Consider the following 18,060-nt stretch of genomic DNA (forward strand, 5'->3'; position numbering starts at 1 on the left):
GGCGAATCTACAAGCGTTACCGTACTTTTCGCACGGCGAGAACCAGGGCCGCCCCCGCCACCGCCGCGACGATGCCGAAGACGAACAGCGACGCGTAGCTGTGGAACAGTCGCAGCAACTGGGCGGAGACCACCGGGGCGAACGCCGACGGCACCGAGGTGGCGATCGCCAGAAGACCGAGATCGCGGCCCTCGTCGCCCGTGCTGGGCAGCACGAGAGACATCAGCGCGAGGTCCACCGCGAAGTACACCCCGGACGCGGCGCCGTAGACCGCCGCATACGCCAACATCCCGCCCCACGTGGGCCAGATCAGCGGAATCGCGAAGCCGACGGCCAGGCCGAGCGAGCTGAGCCCGACGGCGAGCTTGCGCCGGTCGTACCTGTCGACCACCCACCCGACCACGGCCACCGTGATCACCTGGGAGACGGTGATCACGCTCGCCGCCAGTCCCACGGCCTTCTCGGGCGTGTCCATCGGCACGTTCTCCATGCCGATGTAGTCGGTGAAGATGTAGTACAGGTACGTCGAGACCGCGAACAGCCCGAAGAAGAACATGATTCGGCTCAGGAACACCAGGGTGAAGTCGCGGTTCCGGAAGCTCGCGAAGGGCGCCACGAGCCGCGCGGACCAGGCTCGGCGTTCCGCTTTCGGCGCGGCGGCGGTGCCTGTGCCGGTGACCGCTCGGTCGGGCGCGCCGACCAGCAGCAGCACCGTGCCCACCACCACGGCGATCCCCAGGATCGCGTAGCCAAGCTCGCGCGTCGTCCGCGACACCACGTTGACGAACACGAGGGTGCCGAGCGGAAGCGCCAGTCCGACCAACGACGATGCGGTCCCGCGCAATCGCTCGGGTATCCGGTCCGGGATCACCGCGTACACGACGCCCTGGTACCAGTTCATGGCGAACCAGAGTGCGCCGTAGACGATCGCGAGCCCGAGCAGCGTGGTCATCAGGCCCATCGCCACCGCGAGGCCCGCACACATCACCGCTGTCACGGCGAGCCACGGCGCGCGCCTGCCGAACCGGCTACGGGTGCGGTCCGAGAGCGCCCCGCCGAGTGGCAGGGCGATCGTGGCCGCAACCGATGAGACCACCGAAAGGATGGCGAGGTTGTCCACCTTCGCCGCGGAGTCGATCGACTCGACGTGCCCCGGCAGCAGGACCTGCTGAATGCCCTGGTAGAGCCCGTACATCGCGAGCATCGCGGGCAGCAGGAACAGGAGGTCCCGCCGCCGGAACTTCAGTTCGAGGTCGGACTGCGCCGACTCGTGCACCGACTCCGCGGGCGCCTGCGCCGGGGGTTCAGGCGAACCGATGGGCTGTGCCATGCCGGGCTACCGGAAGGCGTTGGCGATCAATCCCGCGGTGTACTTGCGGCCCTCGACGGTGGGGTGCAGCGGCGTTCCGAAGTCTCCGGGGCCGAAGCCGGTGAGCGAGACGTACCGCTGGCCGTCGGGCGCGCAGACGGAGCGGTTGGCGGGACTCCACTGGTTCACCATGGTGAAGCCGTGCCGAGCCGCGGCATCTGCCGTGATCGCGTTGAGGCGACGCTGGATGCCGTTGGCGAAGGTGACGCTCTGCTGGCCGGCGATCGGATCGAGGAAGCACCCGGCAACGCTGTCGGGCAGGACTCGCAGGGATCCGAGCACTACGACCTTCGCGTTGGGGGCGTTCTTGCGGATCGCGTTGTACGCGGTGTCCAGGCGCGCCGGTAGGCGGTCCAGCTTCGCGGAGGCCTCCCGCTTGACCTGCGGCGTGCACTTGACTGCCCCACCGAGGATGCAGTTGGTGGCCAGATCGGCGAAGAGCTGCTCATCGTTGCCGCCGGTCGAGACCGAGACGTACTTGGTGTTCGCCGACAGTCCGCCGATCTGTGCGGGATTGGCCTGAGCGGTGTAGATCTCCGTGCTCGTCGACCCGCTGCACGACCAGTCCGCGAAGCTCACCGACGGCATCTGCGCGGCGACCATGTGGCCCACGTTGTCCGGCGCATTGCACTCGAGCGATGTCGGGATCGACCCCGCAGCGATGTAGGAATCCCCGAGCGAGACGTACTGCGCACCCCGTGGCCCGAAGTTTGCGGCGCCCGCCACCGCGGGGGTCACGGCGACCGCTGCCGCGACGGCGAGCGCCGCAGCGGCGATCCGGGACGTGATTCGACGCATGAAAGCTCCTTGAAGAATCGTCTGATTTTCATGCATGCTACAACTAACGTGCTGCGTGGAAAGCCGATTCGGGATGCAAACCGCAGAAAACCCACGCGGCGCGACGATCGGGAGCGTGGTCCGGCGTTCGACCACTGGAACGAAAACGCCGGCCAGGAGATGTACCCCTGGCCAGCGCTTCGCCTATCAGGCCCCTAGAGCATGCAGCTGACGCAGCCCTCGACCTCGGTGCCCTCGAGGGCCATCTGCCGCAGTCGGATGTAGTAGAGCGTCTTGATGCCCTTGCGCCAGGCGTAGATCTGCGCGCGGTTCACGTCGCGGGTGGTGGCGGTGTCCTTGAAGAACAGCGTCAGCGACAGGCCCTGATCCACGTGCTGCGTGGCGGCCGCGTAGGTGTCGATGATCTTCTCGTAGCCGATCTCGTACGCGTCCTGGTAGTACTCCAGGTTGTCGTTGTCCATGTACGGCGCCGGGTAGTACACGCGGCCGATCTTGCCCTCCTTGCGGATCTCGACCTTGGCCGCGACGGGGTGGATCGAGCTCGTGGAGTGGTTGATGTAGCTGATCGAGCCCGTGGGCGGCACCGCCTGCAGGTTCTGGTTGTACAGACCGTACTGCTGCACGTCGGCCTTCAGTGCGCGCCAATCGTCCTGCGTCGGAATGTGGATCGACGAGTCGGCGAACAGCTGTGCCACCTTCTCGGTGGCCGGCGTCCACTCCTGGTCGGTGTACTTGTCGAAGAACTCGCCCGACGCGTACTTGCTGTTCTCGAACCCACCGAAGGACTGGCCACGCTCGCGGGCGATCAGGTTCGACGCGCGGATCGCGTGGTAGAGCACCGTGTAGAAGTAGATGTTCGTGAAGTCGACGCCCTCGTCGGAACCGTAGAAGACGCGCTCGCGCGCCAGGTAGCCGTGCAGGTTCATCTGCCCGAGGCCGATGGCGTGAGAGAGGTTGTTGCCCTTCTCGATCGACGGCACGGAGCTGATGTCGGTCTGATCCGACACCGCGGTGAGGCCGCGGATCGAGGTCTCGATGGTGGCGCCGAAATCGGGGCTGTCCATAGTCTTCGCGATGTTCAGCGAGCCCAGGTTGCAGGAGATGTCCTTGCCCACCTCGGCGTAGGACAGGTCGTCGTTGTAGGTCGACGGGGTCGAGACCTGCAGGATCTCGCTGCACAGGTTGGAGTGCGTGATCTTGCCCGCGATCGGGTTCGCCCGGTTCACGGTGTCCTCGTACATGATGTACGGGTAGCCCGACTCGAACTGCAGCTCGGCGAGGGTCTGGAAGAACTCCCGAGCGTTGATCTTGGTCTTGCGGATCCGCGAGTCGTCGACCATCTCGTGGTACTTCTCCGAGACGTTGACGTCCGCGAACGGCACGCCGTACACGCGCTCCACGTCGTACGGCGAGAACAGGTACATGTCGTCGTTGTTGCGGGCCAGCTCGAAGGTGATGTCCGGGATGACCACACCCAGGGAGAGGGTCTTGATGCGGATCTTCTCGTCCGCGTTCTCCCGCTTGGTGTCGAGGAAGCGGTAGATGTCCGGGTGATGCGCGTGCAGGTACACCGCACCGGCGCCCTGGCGCGCGCCCAGCTGGTTCGCGTAGCTGAACGAGTCCTCGAGCAGCTTCATGATCGGGATGACGCCCGAGCTCTGGTTCTCGATCTTCTTGATCGGTGCGCCGTGTTCACGGATGTTGCTGAGCAGCAGGGCCACTCCGCCGCCGCGCTTGGACAGCTGCAGCGCCGAGTTGATGGATCGGCCGATCGACTCCATGTTGTCCTCGATGCGGAGCAGGAAGCAGGACACGGGCTCGCCGCGCTGCTTCTTGCCCGAGTTGAGGAAGGTGGGGGTGGCGGGCTGGAACCGGCCGGCGATGATCTCGTCCACGAGCGAGACGGCGAGCTTCTCGTCACCGTCGGCCAGCGTCAGCGCGACCATGCAGACCCGGTCCTCGAAGCGCTCGAGGTAGCGCTTGCCGTCGAAGGTCTTGAGCGTGTAGCTCGTGTAGTACTTGAACGCACCGAGGAATGTGGGGAACCGGAACTTCTTGGCGTACGCGGCGTCGAACAGGCCCTTGACGAACTCGCGGCTGTACTTCGCCAGCACCTCGGGCTCGTAGTAGTTCTCCTCGACGAGGTAGTCGAGCTTCTCGTCCAGATTGTGGAAGAAGACCGTGTTCTGGTTCACGTGCTGCAGGAAGTACTGCCGCGCGGCCTCGCGGTCCTTCTCGAACTGGATGCGCCCGTCCTTGTCGTACAGGTTGAGCATCGCATTGAGCGCGTGGAAGTCCAGCTCACTGTGGCCGGGGCCCGTGTGGACACCCGACTGGCTCGCCGACGGTACGAGGTCTTCCTGAGTTGCGGTCACGCGATTTCCTTGCTGTTGGTGCGGGAGAAGAAGTCGACGAGCCCGACGCGGACGCGCTGCACGTCGTCCACGGTGCCCATCAGTTCGAAGCGGTACAGGTACGGGACCCGGCATTTACGAGCGATCACATCGCCCGCGTAGCAGAACTCTTCGCCGAAATTCGTGTTGCCGGCCGCGATCACGGCGCGGAGGAGGGAGCGGTTGTGCCGGTCGTTGAGGAATCGGATCACCTGCTTGGGGACGTACCCTCCGCCGGAGACCGCCGTGGCCTGCTTACCCCCGCCGTACGTGGGAGTGATCAAGACGAAGGGCTCGTCGACGGTGATCGGATCCTCCGCCCGCGTCACCGGGATGCGCACGGCGCGCAGGCCCAGCTTCGTCACGAATCGGTGCGTGTTCTCCGACACCGACGAGAAGTAGACGACGAGCGGCGAGGCCATGACTACGCCGTGGCGGCGACGCTCACGAGCGCCTTCACCCGGTCCGGGCGGAAGCCCGACCAATGCGCATCGCCGGCGACGACGACGGGGGCCTGCAGGTAGCCGAGAGCCATCACGTAGTCCCGGGCATCGGAATCCTCCGTGATGTCCACTACGCGGTACTCGAGGCCGGCCTTGTCCAGAGCCTTGTAGGTGGCATTGCACTGCACGCACGCGGGCTTGGTGTAGACGGTGATCTCGACCTGGCTCATAGCGGCTCCCGTTCGTTCGACTGAGTGCCCGACAGCCGTCACGACTGCCTCGGAACCCCAGTATGGACCTGACGACTGACAAGTTCTTCGCCACGTTTGCCTGCGTGAACTCGGGCAGCCCAGCGGACACGTCAACTCGTCCTCAAGCCTCCCGGATCCCCGTTTCGGATCTCCGATCGCGCAGTGGACAGAACACTACACCTAGTGGTGCCCCACGGGAAGCGACACAACCGCTTGCGAACAACATTCATGAAATTACCAGCTCGCAAGACACCCTTCCGACCGTTTTTCATCGTGAATCCCCAGGACACGCCGAGATTGCGCGACACGCCGATCCGACACGCCCGGCACCGTCGGAGACCGCTCCCGGCCCCCTATCGGACGGGGGCGACGAGACGCTCGAGAAGGTCGCCGGCGCGCTGCACCACGGCGTCGTGCTCGCGGGGTGATCTGCCGCCCAGACCCGAGATCGGGAACTCCTCGACGAGCCCCTCGGGGACCTCGCCGCCGGCGATGGTGACGGCTCGTTCGGCATCGGCCAGGGTGGTGTCGAGGCGGTGCCCGACGCCGGCGAGAGCGACGCGCTTGCCCGACAGCACGCTCGCACCGTAGGGCCGCGAGCCCCAGTCGATGACGTTCTTCAGCACCGCGCTGACGGTGCCGTTGTTGGGCGGCGCGAGCAGCAGCAGGGCGTCCGCGGCGGCGATCCGCTCCCGCAGCGCCGCTGCGGCGGCGGGCGTGTCCTCGCCGTCGATGTCCTCGTTGTAGAACGGCACCTCCGCGATGCCCTCCGCGATCTCGACCCGAACCCCCTCGGGTGCGTTCGCGACGACTACCTCGGCGAGCTCGCGGTTGAGCGAGCCACTACGCAGCGATCCGACGACGGCCAGCACGGTGATCTCGGACACTTTCCCACTTCTTCCTCGCGACCCGTCCAGGTCGCACCCGCCTCAAATTATCGGACTTCGGTCCGGATTTCTGTCCCAGGTTCACACTGAGTCGAAAACCTGCGCGTAGGCTGAATCCGATGACCGGACCACTCCTCCCCCTCGCGCAGCCGCAGGCCGAGCCGCGCCGCGATGCCGCGCGCAATCGCGAGCTGCTCATCGAAGCGGCGCAGCGCCTGTTCGCCGAGCGCGGGGTCGACGCGGTGAGCATGGACGCCGTGGCTCAGGCCGCGGGCGTCGGCAAGGGCACCGTCTTCCGCCGGTTCGGTTCCCGCGCAGGACTGTTGCAGGCACTCCTCGACCACGACGAGATCGAGTTGCAGCATCGATTCATGTTCGGCCCGCCCCCGCTGGGGCCGGGCGGCGACCCGGTCCACCGGCTCGTGGAATACGGCAAGGCCCGCATGCGGCTCATCGACCGGCACGGCGATCTCCTGCGGGGCGCCGAGCAGGCCGCCCGCGACCCGTACGACGAGCCGCCGTGGCGCGTCTCAACGATGACGGTGCGCGCGATGCTCACCGAGGCCGGGCGCACGGCGCACGCCGACGTCTGGTCGGCGGCGCTCATGGCCACACTAAGCCCCGGCTGGGTGCTGCACCAGCTCGCGTCGGGCGTCTCCACGGACGCGCTCGAGGCGGTCTGGACCGAACACGTCCGGCTACTGGCCGCGGGCTGAGATCTTCGCGAAGTAGGCGAAGCGATCGTTCGCCACGCGCATGGCGATCTCGTAGGGCAGCGCGAACTTCCGCTTCCAGAAGTACCCGAAGCGGGTGTCGAAGGACGTGTAGACCAGGAACCGGTTCTTCAACACCCCGTCGATGATCGCCTGCGCCGCCTTCTCCGCCGTGACCTTCGGGAACGCGTCGATCCCCTTGTCCACCTTCGGGTTACTGCGATCGACGCCGTTGATCTCGACGGACCTCACCAGCCCGGTCTCCACGGCCCCGGGAACCACCACGCAGACCCCGATGCCGTGCCGGCGCAGGTCGTAGCGCAGCACCTCGGAGACCCCGACGAGGCCGAACTTCGCGGCCGAGTACGCCGCGTGCCAGGGCAACGCCATCAGGCCCGCCGTGGAGGAGACGTTGACCAGCTGGCCGCCGCGCCCCGCCGCGATCATCGGCGGGACGAACTCCTCGATGATGTGGATCGGCCCCATGAGGTTGATGTCCACGGTCCTGCGCCACTGCTCGTGGGTGAGGTTCTCGACGGTGCCCCACACCGCGATGCCGGCCACGTTCATCACGATGTCCAGCGAGCCGACGGATGCGTGCACCTCCTCGGCGAACGCGCGCACCGCGTCGTAGTCGGATACGTCGAAGGCCCTGGAGGCGATGACCTTCGCGCCCAGGGCCGTGACGTGGCGGGTGGCGGCATCGAGCTGTTCGGCGTTGATGTCTGTCAACACCAGCTCGGCGCCGTGCGCCGCGAGAAGATTCGCGGTAGCGCGGCCGATCCCGCTGGCCGCGCCGGTGACGAGGACCTTCTTCCCCTTCAGGTCCTTGATCGGCGTGGCCATGTGGACGAGCCGGACGATATTGCGGAGTGCCATATCAGCCAGCTTGCCAGATCGGTCCGCGCTACCGCTTCCCGCCGGGGCGTGACGTCCCCGGCGGAAGTCGGTGCGGTTCTTACTTCGGCAGGATCGCGCCGGCGCTCAGGATCGCCTTGAGGATCTCCTGGGCGGCGGCCGGGCCCTGCGCGGACTGCAGCGAGTTGAAGGCCTGCGGGCTGGACAGCAGAGTGGTCACGAGCTGCTGGCCCTGCGCGCTGGTCAGGAACTCGGTGGCCTTGGGCCCCATCTCGAACAGCGTGTTCACACCCAGGGGCTGGGCCTGGCCGGGGATCGTGATCTGCGGCAACTGGGGCAGCGCGAGCTGTCCGAGACCGGGGATGTTGACCGACGTACCCGCCGGGGCCGCGGCGCTCGGCGCCGTGACCGCAGGCGTGCCGCCCGACGGGGTCGCCCCACCGGTCAGCATCGGGACGCCCGAGACGATCGGCGAGACGCCGGTGCCCGTGGTGGGCGCGGCCGGGACCGCCGGAACGATGGGCGTCTGCGCGGGCGCGGTCGGCACCGCTGCCGCCGGCGCGGTGGGCACGACGGGGGTGACCGCGGGGGCGGCCGGAGCGGCCGGGGTCGCGGGCGCGGCCGGCGTGACCGGTACCGCGGGATCGACCTGCGGCGCGACGGGCTGCTGCACGATCGGCTCGGCGACGGCGCCCGCGGGCACCACCTTGCCGGTCAGCTGCTGGATCACGCCGTTGGTCAGCACGGAGGCGTACTGGGTCTGGCCCGCGGCGGAGGTGAGCAGCGCGGCATCGTCCCCATTGGCGAGGTTGCCCAGGTTGGCGTACACGAGCGGGATGTTCACCAGCGACGCCAGGGCGGTGGTGGTCTGCGCGATGCCGTCCTTGCCGCCCAGGTACTGCGCGGGGACGAAGCCGCCCGCGCTGGCCGCGTTGCGCACGACCGTCGCGGCCGGGTTGCTGACGGCCTGCTGGGCGGTCACCTTGGGGTCGGAGGCGCCCGGCGCTGCCGTCTCGAGTAGGAATCCGCGCTGGGCCGCGTCCTGGACCGCGCTGTTGATGCTCACGGCGAGGTCCGCACCGGAGGCGTTGGCGGCGGTGGCGCGCTGGTCGACGCATCCGCCGAAGCCGGCGTCGTCCGCGCGGGACATGATCACCTTGGCGCCCTGGGACTTGAGCGCGGCCTCGACCATCTTGGCCACGGCGTAGTTCACGGTGTGGTCGGCGGTGCCGTTGGAGGCGATCGCCGCCGGGTTGACGCAGGGCACCTGGCCGCCGCGACCGTCGGCGACCTTGCGGGCCTGCTCGACGGCCGACGCGACGGAGGATCCGGCGTCGAGGAACACGGTCTTGCCGCTCAGCGGCTGCGCCGGTGCGGCGGGGGCGGGATCGGCGGACGCGAAGCCGGGCACGCCGAACAGCGCGACGGCCGCAGTCGCAAGCGAGCCTGCGAGAACACGGGTCTTCTTCATGGGTAGCTGGGCGCCGGGGAAGTGGCGCCGCTCTCCTTCCAAGTCTCTTGTGCAACTTTCGTCACATCAGTCACACGAGAAACAGTCAACCATCAATTGAGACTTTAGGAAAATCCGCCCACGGTATCGTTACCGAACCGTTACCCGGAGCGGTCGGCGTCAGTCCTCGACGAACGCCGAATCGGATTGCGCGGCAGCCGAGTAGCGCAGCAGGGAGAGCACGGCCTGGGGGTCGGGCGCAGCCATCGGGTCGGCCTCGCAACCATCCACCCGCGCCCGGACGGCCGCACCGTCGACCCCGATCCCGAGGAAGACGAGCACCGACGCGGCTCCCGCCCGGCCGCCCCGCTCCGGTGCCGTGCGTACGTGCCGGCCCACGGAGTGCACCTCGAGCCGGGTGCCGTCCGCGACGGTGACGAAGCCCTTCGTCCGGAAGACCCCGGGCGGCGGATCGGCGAGCAGGTCGGCCACGGCGCGGGCGTCGAGGCGGCCGGCGGTCACGTCGACCGCGGTGTAGTCGTCGTGCAGGTGGGCATGGGCGTGCTCCCCAGCGTGCTCCCCGGCGTGCTCGTCGTGCTCGTGTTCGCGGAGCGCCTCGTCGAGCGTGAGTTGCCGCGGGGTGCCGACGCGCTCGGCGGCGCGCCGCGCGAGCACCTCCGGATCGACGAGGAGTTCGATGGGCACCACGGCGTCGACGGTGCGGACCACGGGCGCCGACGGTGCGTGTTCCCGGACCAGTGCCCGCGCGGCCTCGGGGTCGTCGGCGAGGTCGATCTTGTTCAGCACCACCAGGTCGGCGAGCGCCAGGTGGTGACGCAGCGACGGGTGCCGCGCCATCGTGTCCGGCAGGTGCGCCGCGTCTGCCACGTAGACCAGGCCGCCGTAGTCGATCCGGGGGTCCGGCGCGAGCACCACACGCCGCACCATGGCGGCGGGCTCGGCGAGCCCCGACGCCTCCACCACGATGAGGTCGAGCCCGCGGCCGGCGAGCGTGCCGAGCACGTCCTCGAGTTCGTCGTCGTCGACGGTGCAACAGACGCAGCCGTTGCTCAGCGACACCGTCCGCACCGACCCGCCGCCCGCCGCGCTCGAGACGAGCATCGCATCGATGTTCACCGCGCCGAAGTCGTTGACGACCACCCCGATCCGCGCCTCGCCCGCGCCCGCGAGCAGGTGATTGAGCAAGGTGGACTTGCCGGCCCCGAGGTAGCCGGCGACCACGACGACCGGCACGGCCCGAGGACTCACGGCGCGCAGCCCTCGCACAGGACGGCGAGTTCCCGGTCCTGCGGCGGCGCGAGGTTCGCGATCCTCGACGTGGGGGTACCGCACTCCGCGCACCGTCCGATCCGCTTCGCGCCGTCGGAGAAGTCCACGCTCATCCGCCGGTCGAAGACGTACATCGAGCCCTCCCACAGCCCGCCGTCGCCGAATCGCTCACCGTAGCGGGCGATCCCACCGTCGAGCTGGTAGACCTCACCGAAGCCGCGCGTGCGCATCACCGCACTGAGCACCTCGCACCGCACGCCGCCCGTGCAGTACGTGATCACCGGGCGGTCCTTGAGGTGGTCGTACTCCCCCGAGTCCAGGAGCGTGACGAAATCCCGCGTCGTCCGGGCGGGGGTCACCACGGCGCCGGAGAACCGCCCGATCTCGGCCTCGATGGCGTTGCGGCCGTCGAAGAACACGGCATCGGGTCGCTCCGCGAGGAACGCGTGCACCTCGTCCGGCGTCAGGTGCACTCCCCCGCCGCGCACGCCGTCGTCGTCGACCTCGAGCTCGTCGGGCACGCCGAACGTGACGATCTCGTCGCGCACCTTCACCGAGAGCTTCGGGAAGTCCGCAGCGGAGCCCTCGGACCACTTCACGTCGGCGCCCTTGAAGGCCGGGTACTCGCGCGTGGCGCGCAGGTACCACTTGACGGCGCGGATCTCACCGCCGACGGTGACGTTGATCCCGTGCCGGGAGACGATGATCCGGCCGCGGAGGTCGTTCGCCTCACACAGCGCCCGCTGCCACAACCGGATCGCATCCGGATCGGCCAGCGGCGCGAACACGTAGAACAGCACGATCTTGCCCATGACCGCTCCATCCTATCTCCGGACGCCTTGCGCTCAGCCTGCGTCCAAGGGTTCCGACGGTGGCCTCCCCCGCCTTCAATGACCCCCATGACCGCAACACTCGATCCCACCACGACCGCCGCGCAGGGCGTGACCGTCACTCGGCTGAGCGAGCACATCGGGGCGATCGTGCACGGCGTGCGCCTCGGCGGCGACATCGACGATGCGACCGCCGAGACGATCCTGGACCTGCTCGCCGAGCACGAGGTGATCTTCTTCCGTGATCAGCAGCACCTCGACGATGCCGGCCAGCATGCGTTCGCGGCACGTCTGGGGGTACCGACGACGCCGCACCCGACGGTCCGCTCGGACTCGGACCTGCTCCCCATCGAGGGCGCGGCGAACAGCTGGCACACGGATGTCTCCTTCGTCGACCGGGTGCCGAAGGCGTCGATCCTGCGCCCGATCACGCTGCCGCCGCACGGCGGCAACACGGCCTGGGCCTCGACCACCCGCGCCTACGACCTGCTGCCCGCACCGCTCAAGGCGCTCGCCGAGAACCTCCGCGCGATCCACACCAACGACTACGACTACGCGGGCCACAACCCCACCTACCAGCGCTCGGAATACCACCAGGAGTTCACCCGGAACATCTTCGAGTCCGAGCACCCCGTGGTGCGCGTGCACCCGGAGACGGGCCGTCGCTCGCTGCTACTGGGCCACTTCGTGAAGTCCTTCGCGGGCCTGAGCAGCCACGACTCCGCCCCCGTCCTGGCGCTGCTGCAGCGGCGGATCGAGAACCCCGACAACGCCGTTCGCTGGGCCTGGCAGCCGGGCGACGTGGCCATCTGGGACAACCGCTCCACCCAGCACTTCGGCATCAACGACTACGGCGAGCACAAGCGCCTGCTGCGCCGCGTGACGCTCGCGGGCGACCTGCCGGTCGGCGTCGACGGCCGGGAGGGCGTGGCGCTCAAGGGCGATGCCTCCGACTACGCGCCGGTGACGCCGGCCCGCTCGCGCTGACCGAGCCAGGCGAGCATCTGCTCGTACACGGCATCGGAGCGCAGCAGCGCGAAGTGATGAGCTCCGCCGAGGTGCATCCCCGCCTCGGCGGTGAAACCGACGCGGCGGGCCCGGCGGTGGCGGAGCGAGCCGCTCGCGGCGCCCAGGCCCGCCGCACTCGGCGCGAGGACCAGTCCGTCACCGATGATGCGCCCCACCGGGTTCGCCGCGTTGCGGGTCACCGTCGCGGCCACGAAGAAGTGCTCCGCGCCATCGAGGAGCGGCACCTCGGCGGCGACGGCGCGCCCGAGCGCGTCGGCGTCGCGGCCCTGCCAGTCCTCGTCGACGATCGATCCGCCGCGCAGGTCGCGGATGCCCGCGCTGCGCCGCCGCAGCAGCCGGCCGAAGGGCGCGGTCTCGGGGATCGCGGCCAGCGCCGCGCTGCCGTAGTGCGCCACCTGCTCGAGCGGCGCACCCGTGTGCGGCGTCCCCAGGCTGACGGTGGCCGATACCGCTGCGGGCCAGGCCATCACGGCCTCGTCGGCCCGATGCGCCGCGCTCCGGGCCACGAGGCCACCCATGGAGTGCCCGATCAGCACCAGGTCGGTAACGGGCACGGGCCACGTCGCGACGAGACGTTCGAGCAGCTCCGCGAGGTCGCGCCCGTTGTCGCTGATGTGCCGGCCGCTGTTGTAGCGCACGTAGACCGGCGTGTATCCGAGGTCGACCGCGAGCCGCACGCCGTAGTCGTCGGCGTCGGGTCCGCCTACACCCCAGGCGTGCTCGGTCTCGGTCAAGCCGTGCAGCAGGACCACGATGCGGCCCGCGGCACCGTCGAACACCTCAGCCGGATCGAGTCGGTCGGGTGGGACCGGGCCTTCGCCCAGGTGGACGATCGCGCCGTCCACGCGGACGGTGACGGGGTCCGCGGCCAGCGGTGAGCCCTGGGCCTCGAGATCGTCGCCGATGAGCCCGAGCACGGCGCCGATGAGCGCGGCTCCCCGCGCCGTCTCCGACGGCGGACGGTCCCCCGGCCAGTCCGCGCCGATGGCCGCGACCCGCCCGACGGTGCGCGCGACGGCGCTGATGCTCGCGTACACGCCGTCGGTGATGCCGTCGTGCACCGCGCGGACCGGCGCGACCGCCGGGCCGACGCCGAGCCGTACGTATCGGAAGACGCGGTCGGAGATCGCCCGGTGCACGCCGTGGATCCCGTCCGCCGTGCCCGCGATCTCGCTACAGCCCAGCTCAGCGAGAGCGCGCGTCTCCGCGCGACGACGATCCACGACAGCATTCATGACAATCGAGTGTACGAGTGTGCACTCGTCTCTGTCCAGCGGTGTGAGCCGCTCAGGCGCGGCACTCCCAGCCCGCCGCGACCCAGTCGGCCGAGGGCATGCAGTTGCGACCGTCGAGCAGGACGGGGTTGCGCACGACCGCACCGACCACCGCGGGGTCGAGCTCGCGGAACTGCGTCCACTCGGTCAGCACCAGCACGACATCGGCGCCCTCGCAGGCCTCCAGCGCGGTGGTGGCGTAGTCCAGCGTCGGGAAGACCCGGCGCGAGTTGTCCATCGCCTCGGGGTCGTACACCGAGACGGCCGCGCCCTGCAGCTGGATCTGGCCGGCGATGTTGAGCGCCGGCGAGTCGCGCACATCGTCCGAGTCCGGCTTGAACGCGGCCCCCAGGACGGCGACCTTCGCCCCGAGCAGCGAGCCTCCGCAGGCCTCCCGGGCCAGGTCGACCATGCGGGTGCGCCGGCTCATGTTGATGGCGTCGACCTCGCGGAGCAGCCCGTGCATGTGCCCGGCGCCCAACTCGCCCGAGCGGGCCATGAAGGCGCGGATGTCCTTCGGCAGGCAGCCGCCGCCGAAGCCGATGCCGGCGCCGAGGAACTTCCGGCCGATGCGCGGGTCCACGCCGATCGCATCGGCGAGGGCCACCACGTCGGCGCCCGCGGCCTCGCAGACCTCGGCCACGGCGTTGATGAACGAGATCTTGGTGGCCAGGAAGGCGTTCGCGGAGATCTTCACCAGCTCCGCGGTGGCGGTGTCGGTCACGAAGAACGGGGTGTCCCGGGCCAGCATCTCGGCGTACACCTCGCGGGCGACCTCCTCGGCGCGGCCGCCGGGCTCGACGCCGAGCACGAGGCGGTCGGGCTCGAGGGTGTCCTTCACGGCGTGGCCCTCGCGGAGGAACTCGGGGTTCCAGGCGAATTCGACGCGCACGCCGGCGGGGACCAGCTCGGCCGCGCGGGCGCGCAGCAGGTCGGTGGTGCCGACGGGGACCGTCGACTTGCCCAGGATCACCGCGTCGCGGCGCAGGTGCGGCACCAGCGAGTCGATCACCGAGTTGACGTAGGTCATGTCGGCGGCGAACTCCCCCTTGCGCTGCGGGGTACCGACCGCGATGAAGTGCACGTCGCCGAACGCGCCGGCCTCCTCGTAGGAGTCGGTGAAGCGCAGCCGGCCGGCCTCGATGTTCCGCTTGAGCACGGCGGGCAGGCCCGGCTCGTGGAAGGGCACCTTGCCCTCGGAGAGGGCGGCGATCTTGCTGAGGTTGACGTCGACTCCGAGCACCTCGTGGCCCAGCTCCGCCATGCACGCCGCGTGCGTGGCTCCCAGGTACCCCGTACCCAGCACTGTGATCTTCATGCGCCGAAGGTATGCGCGGCGGGACGCGCCGCGGAAGGGCGCCGGGCCGGAGTTGGGCAAGGGTTACACGGGGATTCACACGCAGGGCAGCGACGGCCCCGTCGCGTTCGCCGGGCGTTCGCCCGGGCGTCGCCGCCCCGTCACCCCGGGCGGTCAGAGCAGTTCGGGACCGTCCGACGGTCCGCCGTTCGCCGCGTCGGGGCCGGCACCGTCGGAGGAGGACGAGGCGCGGCGCGGCTCCCGGCCCTCGCGCCCCTTGAGGATGCGCTTGGGCAGGCGATTGACCAGGTCACTCATGGGGTTCACGGCGGCGGTCATCAGCGCGACGGCCTCGTTGAGCTCGGCCACCACGTCGGGGAGCTGGGAGACCGCGTCGAGGGTGCCGCCGGGGGCGATGGCGCGCTCGATGGCGCCCTCCTGACCGAGGAGCTGGTCGACGATGCCGCCGTCGGCGATCGCTCGGTCGATGATGCCCCCGGGCTCCGTGAGCTTATCGATGAGGCCGTCCTGGCCGGTCAGCTTGTCGAGGACGCCGTCCTTCGCGGCGAGCTTGTCGAGCACGCCGCCCTTCTCGGTGAGCTTGTCCAGCACGCCGTCCTTGGTCATGAGCTTCTCGAGCACGCCATCGGGCGCCGTGAGCTTGTCGATGACGCCGCCCTCGGAGGTGAGCCGCTCGAGGACGCCCTCCGACTCGGTGATCTGGTCGACGACGCCGCCGGGGCGGGTGAGCCGGTCCAGCGGGCCGCCCTCGGAGGTGAGGCGGGTGATCGGGCTGTCGTCCTTGGTCACCTGGTCGAGCAACCCGCCGGGCGCCGTGAGCTTCTCCAGCATGCCGCCGGGCTCGGTGAGCCGGTCGACGACGCCGGTGGGCTTGAGCACGCGGTCCAGCGGCCCGCCGCGGGACAGGATGATCCCGACGGGGCGGTCGGGTTCGAGCAGTGAGGCGAGCCGCTGCAGCAGCTGCATCGGCGTGGCCGAGGACATCCCCGCCTCCACGTGCAGGGCGTTGCTCACCTCCGAGTCCACGTTCTGCACGGCGAACCGGGTGACGGCGACGCCGCCCTCGATCGCTGACATCGCGGCGTCCGCGGTCGAGAAGGCGACGCGCAGCGGTGTGGTGACGATGCCCTTGAGGTCCATAGCCGCCCATCGTAGGGGGCGCAGTGAGAGGATCACGACCGAATCCACTCATTGCCCGACGGCGGAGCGGACGATGCCGCCCGTCGCGGGTCTGCCATGATCGAATCGTGACCGCGCGCAACGTTCTCGCCGACCCCGTCAACGCCGCATTGTCGGGTCCGCACTCGCGGTTCCGGGTGCGCTCGGGCCGGATCCAGCGGTACCACCCCGAGGTCTCCGTGTTCTTCGGGCATCCCCGCGAGCTCACCGGAGCGGACTACGCCGACATCGCCCGTCTCGCCGAGCGCAACGGGACGGTCCTGCTGCGCGATCGCGCCACGCCGCTCCCCGCGGACTGGACCGTGCTGGAACGGATCGGCCTGGTCCAGTACGACGGCAGCGCCGTCGAGACGGCCGACGAACCGGAGGCGGTGCGCCTCACCGCCGCCGACGTGCGGGAGATGACGGCGCTGGTGGAGCGGACCAAGCCCGGCCCGTTCCTGCCCCGCACCATCGACCTGGGCACCTACCTCGGGATCCGGGATTCCGACGGTGCCCTCGTCGCGATGGCCGGCGAGCGCATGCACCCCGCGGGGTGGACCGAGATCAGCGCGGTGTGCACCGCTCCGGAGGCCCGCGGCCGCGGCCTCGCCTCGCGCCTCATCCGCGCGGTCGGGCAGGGCGTGCGGGACCGCGGAGACACGCCCTTCCTGCACACCTCGGACGACAACCCGGCGCAGAAGCTGTACGACGCCATGGGATTCGTCCACACCGGCACGGTGCCGCTCGAGGTGATCCGGGTGTCCGCGGGCTAGGAATTCGCGGGCTAGGAATTGGCGGGCGCGGCGGCCACCGGACGCGGCGCACCCGCCCGCACCGCGACGACGCAGGCACCGACGAGCAGCGCCACCAGCAGCGCGCCGATCCCGAAGGTCTCCCAGTCGAACGGACCGGCCGCGGCACCGTCGGCCTGCTTGCGCGCGGACCCGGACAGGAAGGGCACGATGAGCAACACGCCGACGCCCGCGATCGCCTCGGCGGCCACGACCCTGGGGAAGTGGTGCAGGGCGAGCCGGACGACGGTGCCGTCGTCCCCGGCGAGCCGGGCCCGCGCGATCGCCGGGATGAGGACGCGCACGTTGTAGGCGCCGGCGCCCACCATCGCCGCCACCAACACCAGCTTGATCAGCAGGTAGCGCCCGTACGGGGTGGTCACGAACTGCGCGAAGGATCCGAGGTGCACCCAGGTCAGCCACAGTCCGCTCACGCCGACGGCGATCACCGCGCCCATCGCCCACGCGCTGAACCGCACCCACATGCGCTCGAAGGCGCCGGCACCGTCGATCCCGGAACGCCGCGCCCGCAGGCCCGCGGCGGCGAGGACGAACACGCCGCCGAGCCAGATCACGCAGGCCAGGATGTGCGTGAGCTTGAGCACCCGGTTGGCCGTCGCATCCATGCCGGCCACGGCCGTGGTCAGGCTGGGCGCCGACGCCGTGAGCACGACCACGGCGAAACCCACCGTCGCGACGATCGCCGCGGCGCGGCCCTGCAGTCGGCGCACGACGAGCAGCAGGATCGCGGCGAGCGCGAACATGCCGAGCTGCGCCGTCGCCATCACCGACGCCGGGACCCAGGCGTCCTTCCCCGCCGGGAGGCCGAGGTAGGCGCCGAACCGGCTCGGCGCGAGCGACTCCGTGAAGGAGTAGCCGAGCTTGCTGCGCGCGATCCGCCCCGCGTACTGCGCGTAGCCCGCGACCACGACGAACACCGCGACGGCCGGCACGAGAGCGCGCAGGCTGCGGTCGGCCGCCCCACCACGCGCGCCGGCGGGCAGCAGGAAGGCCAGCGCCAGGAACAGCCCGCAGGACAACGCGAGCGCGCCGAAGTACCCCATCTGCGTGAGGATGCGCCAGAGCGGAGGGGCGGCCGGGGCGGCCGCCGCGACATGCAAGGTAAGGCTCGTCATAGTTGAGTGAGACTAGCCTTACTCGGCGGGTGTGACCAATCGGGCAAAACACTCCCCACCAGCGGTTTC

General features: G+C 69.8%; 17 protein-coding genes. 3 read left to right on the forward strand and 14 right to left on the reverse strand.

The window, feature by feature from the left end; all coding sequences use genetic code 11:
- Positions 1-16: 16 nt before the first annotated feature.
- From HF999_RS14580 to HF999_RS14605, 6 genes are all read right to left on the reverse strand, one after another.
- On the reverse strand, positions 17-1,330 hold the full coding sequence (locus HF999_RS14580) for an MFS transporter (RefSeq protein ID WP_168546584.1): 1,314 nt from the start codon (positions 1,328-1,330) through the stop codon (positions 17-19).
- A gap of 6 nt (positions 1,331-1,336) precedes the next feature.
- Entirely contained in the window at positions 1,337-2,167 is an 831-nt protein-coding gene (locus tag HF999_RS14585; protein ID WP_168546585.1) for an SGNH/GDSL hydrolase family protein, read from the reverse strand.
- 194 nt (positions 2,168-2,361) lie between these two features.
- The gene (nrdE, locus tag HF999_RS14590; RefSeq protein WP_246207854.1) at positions 2,362-4,443 is read right to left on the reverse strand and encodes a class 1b ribonucleoside-diphosphate reductase subunit alpha; all 2,082 of its coding nucleotides are present in this window, start codon (positions 4,441-4,443) and stop codon (positions 2,362-2,364) included.
- Positions 4,444-4,538: 95 nt separating this feature from the next.
- A complete protein-coding gene (gene nrdI, locus HF999_RS14595; protein WP_168546587.1) occupies positions 4,539-4,982 on the reverse strand; it encodes a class Ib ribonucleoside-diphosphate reductase assembly flavoprotein NrdI in 444 nt (147 codons plus the stop codon).
- A 2-nt stretch (positions 4,983-4,984) separates the two neighbouring features.
- Positions 4,985-5,233: a glutaredoxin-like protein NrdH gene (gene nrdH, locus HF999_RS14600; RefSeq protein WP_168546588.1), complete on the reverse strand. Its 249-nt coding sequence runs from the start codon at positions 5,231-5,233 to the stop codon at positions 4,985-4,987.
- Between the two features lie 374 nt (positions 5,234-5,607).
- Positions 5,608-6,141 carry an NADPH-dependent FMN reductase gene (locus HF999_RS14605; RefSeq protein WP_168546589.1) on the reverse strand — a complete coding sequence of 178 codons (534 nt, stop codon included), beginning with the start codon at positions 6,139-6,141 and terminating at the stop codon, positions 5,608-5,610.
- 119 nt (positions 6,142-6,260) lie between these two features.
- On the opposite strand from HF999_RS14605, the gene HF999_RS14610 reads away from it, so the two are divergent.
- A complete protein-coding gene (locus tag HF999_RS14610) occupies positions 6,261-6,857 on the forward strand; it encodes a TetR/AcrR family transcriptional regulator (RefSeq protein WP_168546590.1) in 597 nt (198 codons plus the stop codon).
- Here the strand turns inward: HF999_RS14610 and HF999_RS14615 are convergent.
- From HF999_RS14615 to trhO, 4 genes are all read right to left on the reverse strand, one after another.
- A complete protein-coding gene (locus HF999_RS14615) occupies positions 6,840-7,733 on the reverse strand; it encodes an SDR family oxidoreductase (RefSeq protein WP_168546591.1) in 894 nt (297 codons plus the stop codon). The two genes, HF999_RS14610 and HF999_RS14615, sit on opposite strands and share 18 nt — an antisense overlap.
- A 79-nt stretch (positions 7,734-7,812) precedes the next feature.
- The gene (locus tag HF999_RS14620) at positions 7,813-9,183 is read right to left on the reverse strand and encodes an N-acetylmuramoyl-L-alanine amidase family protein (RefSeq protein WP_168546592.1); all 1,371 of its coding nucleotides are present in this window, start codon (positions 9,181-9,183) and stop codon (positions 7,813-7,815) included.
- A gap of 159 nt (positions 9,184-9,342) precedes the next feature.
- The gene (locus tag HF999_RS14625) at positions 9,343-10,431 is read right to left on the reverse strand and encodes a CobW family GTP-binding protein (protein ID WP_168546593.1); all 1,089 of its coding nucleotides are present in this window, start codon (positions 10,429-10,431) and stop codon (positions 9,343-9,345) included.
- A complete protein-coding gene (trhO, locus tag HF999_RS14630; RefSeq protein WP_168546594.1) occupies positions 10,428-11,264 on the reverse strand; it encodes an oxygen-dependent tRNA uridine(34) hydroxylase TrhO in 837 nt (278 codons plus the stop codon). Before trhO ends, HF999_RS14625 begins: the two co-directional genes overlap by 4 nt.
- An 87-nt stretch (positions 11,265-11,351) precedes the next feature.
- On the opposite strand from trhO, the gene HF999_RS14635 reads away from it, so the two are divergent.
- Positions 11,352-12,269 carry a TauD/TfdA dioxygenase family protein gene (locus HF999_RS14635; protein WP_168546595.1) on the forward strand — a complete coding sequence of 306 codons (918 nt, stop codon included), beginning with the start codon at positions 11,352-11,354 and terminating at the stop codon, positions 12,267-12,269.
- Here the strand turns inward: HF999_RS14635 and HF999_RS14640 are convergent.
- From HF999_RS14640 to HF999_RS14650, 3 genes are all read right to left on the reverse strand, one after another.
- A complete protein-coding gene (locus HF999_RS14640) occupies positions 12,236-13,546 on the reverse strand; it encodes an esterase/lipase family protein (protein ID WP_168546596.1) in 1,311 nt (436 codons plus the stop codon). The genes HF999_RS14635 and HF999_RS14640 overlap by 34 nt on opposite strands.
- 52 nt (positions 13,547-13,598) lie before the next feature.
- Entirely contained in the window at positions 13,599-14,903 is a 1,305-nt protein-coding gene (locus tag HF999_RS14645) for a UDP-glucose dehydrogenase family protein (protein ID WP_168546597.1), read from the reverse strand.
- A gap of 153 nt (positions 14,904-15,056) precedes the next feature.
- Positions 15,057-16,043 carry a hypothetical protein gene (locus tag HF999_RS14650; RefSeq protein ID WP_210733813.1) on the reverse strand — a complete coding sequence of 329 codons (987 nt, stop codon included), beginning with the start codon at positions 16,041-16,043 and terminating at the stop codon, positions 15,057-15,059.
- Between the two features lie 107 nt (positions 16,044-16,150).
- Here HF999_RS14650 and HF999_RS14655 point away from each other — a divergent pair, with 107 nt between their 5' ends.
- Positions 16,151-16,837 carry a GNAT family N-acetyltransferase gene (locus HF999_RS14655; protein WP_168546599.1) on the forward strand — a complete coding sequence of 229 codons (687 nt, stop codon included), beginning with the start codon at positions 16,151-16,153 and terminating at the stop codon, positions 16,835-16,837.
- Between the two features lie 11 nt (positions 16,838-16,848).
- Here HF999_RS14655 and HF999_RS14660 read toward each other — a convergent pair whose 3' ends face one another.
- Positions 16,849-17,991 carry a CopD family protein gene (locus HF999_RS14660; protein ID WP_168546600.1) on the reverse strand — a complete coding sequence of 381 codons (1,143 nt, stop codon included), beginning with the start codon at positions 17,989-17,991 and terminating at the stop codon, positions 16,849-16,851.
- Positions 17,992-18,060: the final 69 nt, after the last annotated feature.

The sequence above is a fragment of the Tsukamurella spumae genome, assembly GCF_012396015.1.
In the GTDB taxonomy this organism is placed as follows: Bacteria; Actinomycetota; Actinomycetes; order Mycobacteriales; family Mycobacteriaceae; genus Tsukamurella; species Tsukamurella spumae.

Coding starts and splice junctions, on each gene's coding strand:
- HF999_RS14580 (WP_168546584.1), bottom strand. CDS start 1,330: ATGGCACAGCCCATCGGTTCGCCTGAACCCCCGGCGCAGGCGCCCGCG.
- HF999_RS14585 (WP_168546585.1), bottom strand. CDS start 2,167: ATGCGTCGAATCACGTCCCGGATCGCCGCTGCGGCGCTCGCCGTCGCG.
- nrdE (WP_246207854.1), bottom strand. CDS start 4,443: ATGCTCAACCTGTACGACAAGGACGGGCGCATCCAGTTCGAGAAGGAC.
- nrdI (WP_168546587.1), bottom strand. CDS start 4,982: ATGGCCTCGCCGCTCGTCGTCTACTTCTCGTCGGTGTCGGAGAACACG.
- nrdH (WP_168546588.1), bottom strand. CDS start 5,233: ATGAGCCAGGTCGAGATCACCGTCTACACCAAGCCCGCGTGCGTGCAG.
- HF999_RS14610 (WP_168546590.1), top strand. CDS start 6,261: ATGACCGGACCACTCCTCCCCCTCGCGCAGCCGCAGGCCGAGCCGCGC.
- HF999_RS14615 (WP_168546591.1), bottom strand. CDS start 7,733: ATGGCACTCCGCAATATCGTCCGGCTCGTCCACATGGCCACGCCGATC.
- HF999_RS14620 (WP_168546592.1), bottom strand. CDS start 9,183: ATGAAGAAGACCCGTGTTCTCGCAGGCTCGCTTGCGACTGCGGCCGTC.
- trhO (WP_168546594.1), bottom strand. CDS start 11,264: ATGGGCAAGATCGTGCTGTTCTACGTGTTCGCGCCGCTGGCCGATCCG.
- HF999_RS14635 (WP_168546595.1), top strand. CDS start 11,352: ATGACCGCAACACTCGATCCCACCACGACCGCCGCGCAGGGCGTGACC.
- HF999_RS14640 (WP_168546596.1), bottom strand. CDS start 13,546: ATGAATGCTGTCGTGGATCGTCGTCGCGCGGAGACGCGCGCTCTCGCT.
- HF999_RS14645 (WP_168546597.1), bottom strand. CDS start 14,903: ATGAAGATCACAGTGCTGGGTACGGGGTACCTGGGAGCCACGCACGCG.
- HF999_RS14650 (WP_210733813.1), bottom strand. CDS start 16,043: ATGGACCTCAAGGGCATCGTCACCACACCGCTGCGCGTCGCCTTCTCG.
- HF999_RS14660 (WP_168546600.1), bottom strand. CDS start 17,991: ATGACGAGCCTTACCTTGCATGTCGCGGCGGCCGCCCCGGCCGCCCCT.